Source organism: Pseudomonas sp. BJa3 (assembly GCF_026343815.1).
Lineage (GTDB): Bacteria > Pseudomonadota > Gammaproteobacteria > Pseudomonadales > Pseudomonadaceae > Aquipseudomonas > Aquipseudomonas soli.
This window is the reverse complement of record NZ_JAOXMC010000029.1, coordinates 45,097-51,096: the sequence shown is the minus strand read 5'-3', so window position 1 is coordinate 51,096 and position 6,000 is coordinate 45,097. Positions and strand designations below refer to the sequence as shown.

The window sequence follows — 6,000 nt, the reverse complement described above, 5'->3', positions numbered from 1 at the left end:
CCCCCCCCTCCGCGGCCCGGCCGCCCCCCTCGTTCCCCCCCCCCCTGGGGGGGGGGCGGCGTCCCGGGGTTGGGGGCGCCACGCGGCCCTGTTTTTTACACTTGTTCACAGCCAGGCGCTGCCATATCTGGCATACACCCTGATCTTGCCTGCCAATCCGATGTCCGCCATGAAACCTCTGCTGTATATCACTCCCCTGCGCGCCCTGCTGTTCGGCCTCACCCTGGCGCTGTTCGAACTATTGACCTATCTGGCGAGCGACGCGGTCATGCCCGCCATGCCGGTCGTGGTCGGCGATCTCCAGGCCAGCCCCGAATACATTCCCCATGCCCTCAACCTCTACCTGCTGGGTGGCGTGCTGCTGCAATGGCTGATCGGCCCGTTGGCCGACCGCTATGGCCGGCGCCCGCTGTTGCTGGCGGGCTGTGTGTTCTTCGGGGGGGCGTGCCTGGCAACCTTCTGGGCCCAGGATATCGGTGTGTTCAACCTGCTGCGGCTGTTGCAGGGCATCGGCCTGGGTTTCGTCGTCACAGTCAGCTACCCGGCGCTTAACGAGGCATTCAGCGAGGCCGACGCGGTGCGCATGATGGCGCTGCTGGCCAACATCGCGCTGCTGTCGCCGTTGCTTGGCCCACTGGTGGGCACCCTGATGCTGCAGTGGCTGGACTGGCGGTGGCTGTTCGTGGCCTTCGCCGGCGGCGCGGTGCTGTGCTGGCTGCTGCTCTACCGGCTGATGCCGGAAACTCTGGGGGTGGAGCGCCGCGACGGCTCGTGCCTGCCGTTCACGCCCATTCATCTGCTGCCATTGCTGGCAGGTTATGGCCAGTTGCTGGGCAATCGTCGTTTCGTGGCCGGTAGCGCGGCGCTGGGACTGGTAGGTTTGCCTCTTATTGGCTGGATCGGCCTGTCACCTGTGCTGCTGATCCATGATGAAGGCCTGAGCACGATGGAATACGCGCTTTGGCAATTGCCGGTGTTCGGCGGGCTGATCCTGGGTAACCTTATCATCAACCGTATCGCCGATCGCTACCCGCTGCCGGCCTTGGTGCGTGGCGCTCTGTGGCCATACCTGGCTGGCTTGTCGCTGATGGCGCTGGCAACCTGGCTCTGGCCAACGGTGACCAGCGTGGTTTCCGGCATGTCGCTGTACGCCTTGGGGTTGGGCGTGGCCAACGCGGTGCTGTACCGCATGACGCTGTTCTCCAGTGAGCAGAGCAAGGGCCTGGTGTCGGCGATGCTGGGCATGATCACCATCGCTTTGCTGGGATTGGGCGGTGCGGTGTTGGCGATGCTGGGGGGCGGTGCCAGCCTGATGCACTTTGCCCTGGCTGCGGGCGTGGCGGGCGCGCTTGCGCTGTGGCCCTTGTGGTTCGTGGTAGGCGGGCGTTCGGGGGACGGAACTGCGACATAGTAGAAACATCGCGGGGCAGGCCCGCTCCCACGCAGTCCTCAGACTGAATACGTGGGAGCGGGCTTGCCCCGCGATGAGGCCAGTGAAGGCCTAGTGTTGTTCAGCCGCCGGGCTCTCGACCGGCGCCGGCTTTCCCCGACCGACTTCCTGGCGCCAGTGCAGCGCGATCAGCACCAGCGTCGGCACACCCAGCAGCGCGGTGACCAGGAAGAAGTCGTGATAGCCGAACTTTTCCACCATGACTCCGGAATAGCCGCCGATCAGGCGTGGCAGCAATAGCATGATCGAGCTGAGCAGGGCGTACTGGGTGGCCGAGAACTTCAGGTTGGTCAGGCTCGACAGGTAGGCGACGAAGGCCGAGGTGGCAAGCCCCGAACTGAAGTTGTCCAGCGAGATGGTGACCACCAGCATTTCCAGGTTCGGGCCCATGTCGGCCAGCATCAGGAACAGGATGTTGGTGGCTGCCGAGGCCGCGCCGCCGATGAACAGGATCGGCAGGATGCCGAAGCGCACGATCAGCAGGCCCCCGGCGCCGGCGCCGACCAGGGTCATGATCAGGCCGAAGATCTTGCTGACGCTGGCAATCTGGTCCTTGGTGAAGCCCATGTCGATGTAGAACACGTTGGCCATCACGCCCATCACCGTATCGGACATGCGGTAGGTGGCGATCAGCCCAAGCAACAGCAGCGCCTGCCAACGATAGCGCACGATGAAGTCGTTGACCGGCGTGAGTACCGGCGCCAGGCCGCGACGGCCAAGGGATGACAGGCAGGCCCAGGTCAGCAGCACATAGAGGATCAGGCGCAGGAAGGCCCGATCTTCGAGCAGCAGGTCGAGCATGGTCGCGTCGCCGAACGCCACGCTGCCCCAATCGGTGTTGAACATCTGGGTGAAACTTGCCGGCACCGAGACCAGCAGGATGATCAGTACGAACACCGACGCCAGCTGGTGCATCAAGCCATAGCGCGCGGCCGACAGCTGGGTGCGCAGGGGGACCGGCGGCTCACGCATCACCAGGGTGGTGAACACGGCGGGCAGCATCAGCACGCCGAACAGCACGTAGGTGCCGGTCCAGGCTTCGTGCAAGTAGCTGAAACCGGTGGAGCCGAACCACTCGGCGAAGAACAGCGCACCGGCAGTGGCCAGCAGTGCGGCGACCCGGTAGCCGGCCATGTAGCTGGCGGCCAGGGCGGCCTGGCGCTGGTCGTCGGCAATCTCCAGGCGGTAGGCGTCGACGGCGATGTCCTGGGTGGCCGAGGCGAAGGCCACCAGCACTGCCAGGGCGACAAGCCACGACAAGTGTTTCTGCGGATCGCAGAAGCCCATGCCGACCAGCCCTAGCACCACCAGCACCTGCGACAGCAGCAGCCACGAACGGCGCCGGCCCATGCCGCCGAGCAGTGGCAGGCGCCACTGGTCGAGCAGCGGCGACCAGACCCATTTGAAGGCGTAGGCGAGGCCGATCAGGCTGGCGTAGCCAATAGTCTCGCGGGCCACGCCGGCCTCGCGCAACCATACAGAAAGCGTCGAGAACACCAGCATGTACGGTAGGCCGGCGGCGAATCCGAGCAGCAAAAGCACCAAAGTTGACGGGCTGGCATAGGCAGCGAGCGCAGCGCGCCAGGTTTTACGGGGCATGGGCCAACATCTGCCTCAAGGTTTGCGAAAACAAAGCGCGCACTCTAACCGCTGTGCTCCATCGGACGCCAGCCATGGCGCGCCATATCCACACGATTATTAGCCACATTCACGCCTTCTGCGCGTAGCCGGGCGCGTTGTTCGTCGCCCGAGGGCGTGCCCAGGGCCAGGCTCAGCCTGCCACCCGCGCCCAGCACCCGGTGCCAGGGCAGGCGAGTGTCCTGCGGTAGCTGCGAAAGTGTGCGCCCCACCCACCGCGCCGCGCGGCCAAGGCCTGCAAGCTCGGCCAGTTGCCCGTAGCTGACGACTTTTCCCTCCGGTACCTGGCCGAGTACAGAATACAGCGCCATTCGTCGGGCATCTGCATCTTGCGCCGCAGCTGGATCGAGGGCGCACATCAGGAGATCCCTGTCCTGCAGATGAAACCGGACAGAAGGTCGCGGCAAATGCGAGTGGAACTCATCGGCATGGTCTGGGTCTGTCCTTGCTCAGGTTGTCGGTATCTGGATAATGCCCGGCTTTTTCGTCGAATCGAACCCATATTGCGCTTATGTCTTCTAGAACCCTGCTGTGTTTCATCGCTGCATCCCTTTGTACGCCCGTGCTCGCTGACACCGTGTGGATGAAGAACGGTGACCGCCTGAGCGGCAAGATCAAGGTCTTCGATGGCGGCAAGCTGCTGCTGGAAACCCCCTATGGCGGTTCGATCGCCTTGGATTGGAAACAGGTGAAGACGCTGGAAAGCGATCAGGAACTGCTGGTCAAGCAAGATGCGTACAGCGGCGAGAAGGCCAAGTCGCTGAAAGCCGCTGAACCCGGCAAGGTGACTCTGGCCAATGGCGAGGCGCCAAAGACCGTGGAGCTGGCCAGCATCGAGCAGATCATGAAGCCGCGCCCCGTGGTCGAAGACTTCCTGTGGAAGGGCAACGTCGATGTGGCGATGGACTACAAGCGCGCCGAGAACAACACCGACGACTATGACGTCAGCTTCAAGACCACCGCCCGTCATGGCCGTTGGCGGCACAACGCCGAGGGCGAGTACAACCGCGAGACCAAGGACGATGTCACCACCACCAATAACTGGAGCGCCGAGTACGCGCTCGACCGTTTCATCACCGAGAAGTGGTTCTGGCAGGGGCGCCTGGAATACAAGCGTGACCATATCGAGGATCTGGCCCGCCAGCGCACCGTCGGTACCGGCCCGGGTTATCAGTTCTGGGACGACGAACTCGGCGCGTTCTCGCTGGGTTCGCTGATCAACCGCACGGACTTCGAGTACCGCGATGGCGGCAAGGACAATTTCTATTCCGCCGCGGTGAAATGGGACTACAACCGCTACCTGATCGGCAAAAAAGTCGAGTTTTTCACCAATGGCGAGTTTGGCAAGCCGCTGGGCGGCGTCGCCGACTACTCGCTGGATGCCGAGATGGGGCTGCGTTACAAAGTCACGGAGTGGGCCTCGCTCAACCTCAAGGCCGAAAAGGACCTGATCAAGGGCACCCGCGACAGCGATCTGGACAAAACCCGCTATACCGCCGGATTCGGCGTTACCTGGTAAAAACAGGCGTTAGCAGTAAGCTACAAACGGCAAGCAAGCGTCGTGTGTGCGGTCTCAACGGACGGTGCCGCCTTGCTTTTTCTTGTCGCTTGTAGCTTATAGCTTGCAGCTGATTTTTTCAGGAGCCTCTCCAGTGAGTACCAACGCCCTTCGCCCCGCCCGGGAACTGCTGCTCAAGGAATACCGCGGTGTCCTCTCCACGCATTCCAAATCGATGCCAGGGTTCCCATTCGGCTCGGTGGTGCCGTATTGCCTCGACGCCGACGGTCATCCGCTCATCCTCATCAGCCGCATCGCCCAGCATACCCATAACCTGCAGCGGGATCCCAAATGCTCGCTGTTGGTGGGTGAGCGCGACGCCGAGGATGTCCAGGCAGTCGGGCGGCTGACGGTAATGGCCGAGGCCCGCAAACTCACTGACGATGCCGCTATCGAGGCTGCTGCGAGTCGCTACTACCGGTATTTCCCCGAATCTGCGAACTACCATAAGGCTCACGATTTCGACTTCTGGGTGCTTGAGCCAGTACGCCACCGCTACATCGGTGGTTTCGGCGCGATCCACTGGCTAGATCAGGTGACGCTGGCCAATCCCTTTGCGGGCCAAGCCGAACAAAGCATGATCGAGCATATGAATGACGACCATGCCAATGCTATTGACCACTATGCAAAACTGTCAGGGCTACCGCGTTCGGCACACATGGTTGGTATCGACAGCGAGGGCATGCACTTGCGTATAGGCCAGGGCATCTACTGGTTGCCTTTCCCCACTACTTGCAACACCCCGACACAAGTTCGCGAGGCCTTGGTTTCGCTGGCTCGTGCGGATGTATGGCCCGGTTCGTCGCAAGGCGAGGGTTGAAAACCTGCGTCGAGGCATCCATCTGATGGTCTTACAGGAAGATTCTCTTCCGTCGAGGAACCCTTGATGCGTGCTTTTCTATTGCTGTTACTGCTTTTCCCCGTGCTGGAGCTGTTCGTCTTCGTCAAGGTCAGTGCGGCAATCGGTTTCTTCCCGGCGCTGCTGCTGATCATCGCCGGTTCCGCCCTCGGGGTGCTGGTGATGCGCGTTGCTGGCCTGGCCACCGCCCTGCGTGCCCGGGAGAGCCTGCAGCGCGGCGAACTGCCAGCCGAGGACATGTTCCAGGGCTTGATGCTCACCGTCGGTGGTGGCCTGTTGCTGCTGCCGGGCTTCATCAGTGACTTGCTGGGCCTGCTGTGCCTGCTGCCGTTCACTCGACGCCTGGTGGTCGGTCGGCTGCGTCGCCGCGCCGAAGAGCAGGCCCTGCGCCAGCGGGCGTTCCAGGACGATCCGCTCCAGGCCCAGCCCCGCGATGGCGGGCATCGTCCGAATGTGATCGAGGGCGAGTACGAGCGACGCGATAAATAATACCCA

6 protein-coding genes are annotated in these 6,000 nt (G+C 62.8%); 4 read left to right on the top strand and 2 right to left on the bottom strand.

Annotated elements, in window-relative coordinates; all coding sequences use genetic code 11:
* The first annotated feature begins 169 nt into the window (after positions 1-169).
* The gene (locus OH705_RS25385; protein ID WP_267303230.1) at positions 170-1,411 is read left to right on the top strand and encodes an MFS transporter; all 1,242 of its coding nucleotides are present in this window, start codon (positions 170-172) and stop codon (positions 1,409-1,411) included.
* 90 nt (positions 1,412-1,501) lie between these two features.
* Here the strand turns inward: OH705_RS25385 and OH705_RS25380 are convergent, their stop codons facing one another.
* Together OH705_RS25380 and OH705_RS25375 are read right to left on the bottom strand one after the other, a co-directional pair.
* Positions 1,502-3,049, bottom strand: coding sequence for an AmpG family muropeptide MFS transporter (locus tag OH705_RS25380; RefSeq protein ID WP_023631292.1), 1,548 nt, complete (start codon positions 3,047-3,049; stop codon positions 1,502-1,504).
* A 44-nt stretch (positions 3,050-3,093) separates the two neighbouring features.
* Complete coding sequence (locus OH705_RS25375; protein ID WP_038707422.1) at positions 3,094-3,447, bottom strand: MGMT family protein; 354 nt, start codon at positions 3,445-3,447, stop codon at positions 3,094-3,096.
* 152 nt (positions 3,448-3,599) lie between these two features.
* On the opposite strand from OH705_RS25375, the gene OH705_RS25370 reads away from it, so the two are divergent.
* The 3 genes from OH705_RS25370 (at position 3,600) to OH705_RS25360 (ending at position 5,994) form a co-directional block, all read left to right on the top strand.
* Positions 3,600-4,607: a DUF481 domain-containing protein gene (locus OH705_RS25370; protein WP_023629773.1), complete on the top strand. Its 1,008-nt coding sequence runs from the start codon at positions 3,600-3,602 to the stop codon at positions 4,605-4,607.
* Positions 4,608-4,740: 133 nt separating this feature from the next.
* Positions 4,741-5,466 (top strand): HugZ family protein, encoded by a 726-nt coding sequence (locus OH705_RS25365; RefSeq protein ID WP_023629772.1) that lies wholly within the window; start codon positions 4,741-4,743, stop codon positions 5,464-5,466.
* 66 nt (positions 5,467-5,532) lie between these two features.
* Positions 5,533-5,994, top strand: a complete 462-nt coding sequence (locus OH705_RS25360) for an FxsA family protein (protein WP_023629771.1) — start codon at positions 5,533-5,535, stop codon at positions 5,992-5,994.
* Positions 5,995-6,000: the final 6 nt, after the last annotated feature.

Bases quoted from the DNA above. Each gene is read 5' to 3' on its own strand.
- OH705_RS25385 (WP_267303230.1), top strand. From the start codon at position 170: ATGAAACCTCTGCTGTATATCACTCCCCTGCGCGCCCTGCTGTTCGGC.
- OH705_RS25380 (WP_023631292.1), bottom strand. From the start codon at position 3,049: ATGCCCCGTAAAACCTGGCGCGCTGCGCTCGCTGCCTATGCCAGCCCG.
- OH705_RS25375 (WP_038707422.1), bottom strand. From the start codon at position 3,447: ATGTGCGCCCTCGATCCAGCTGCGGCGCAAGATGCAGATGCCCGACGA.
- OH705_RS25370 (WP_023629773.1), top strand. From the start codon at position 3,600: ATGTCTTCTAGAACCCTGCTGTGTTTCATCGCTGCATCCCTTTGTACG.
- OH705_RS25360 (WP_023629771.1), top strand. From the start codon at position 5,533: ATGCGTGCTTTTCTATTGCTGTTACTGCTTTTCCCCGTGCTGGAGCTG.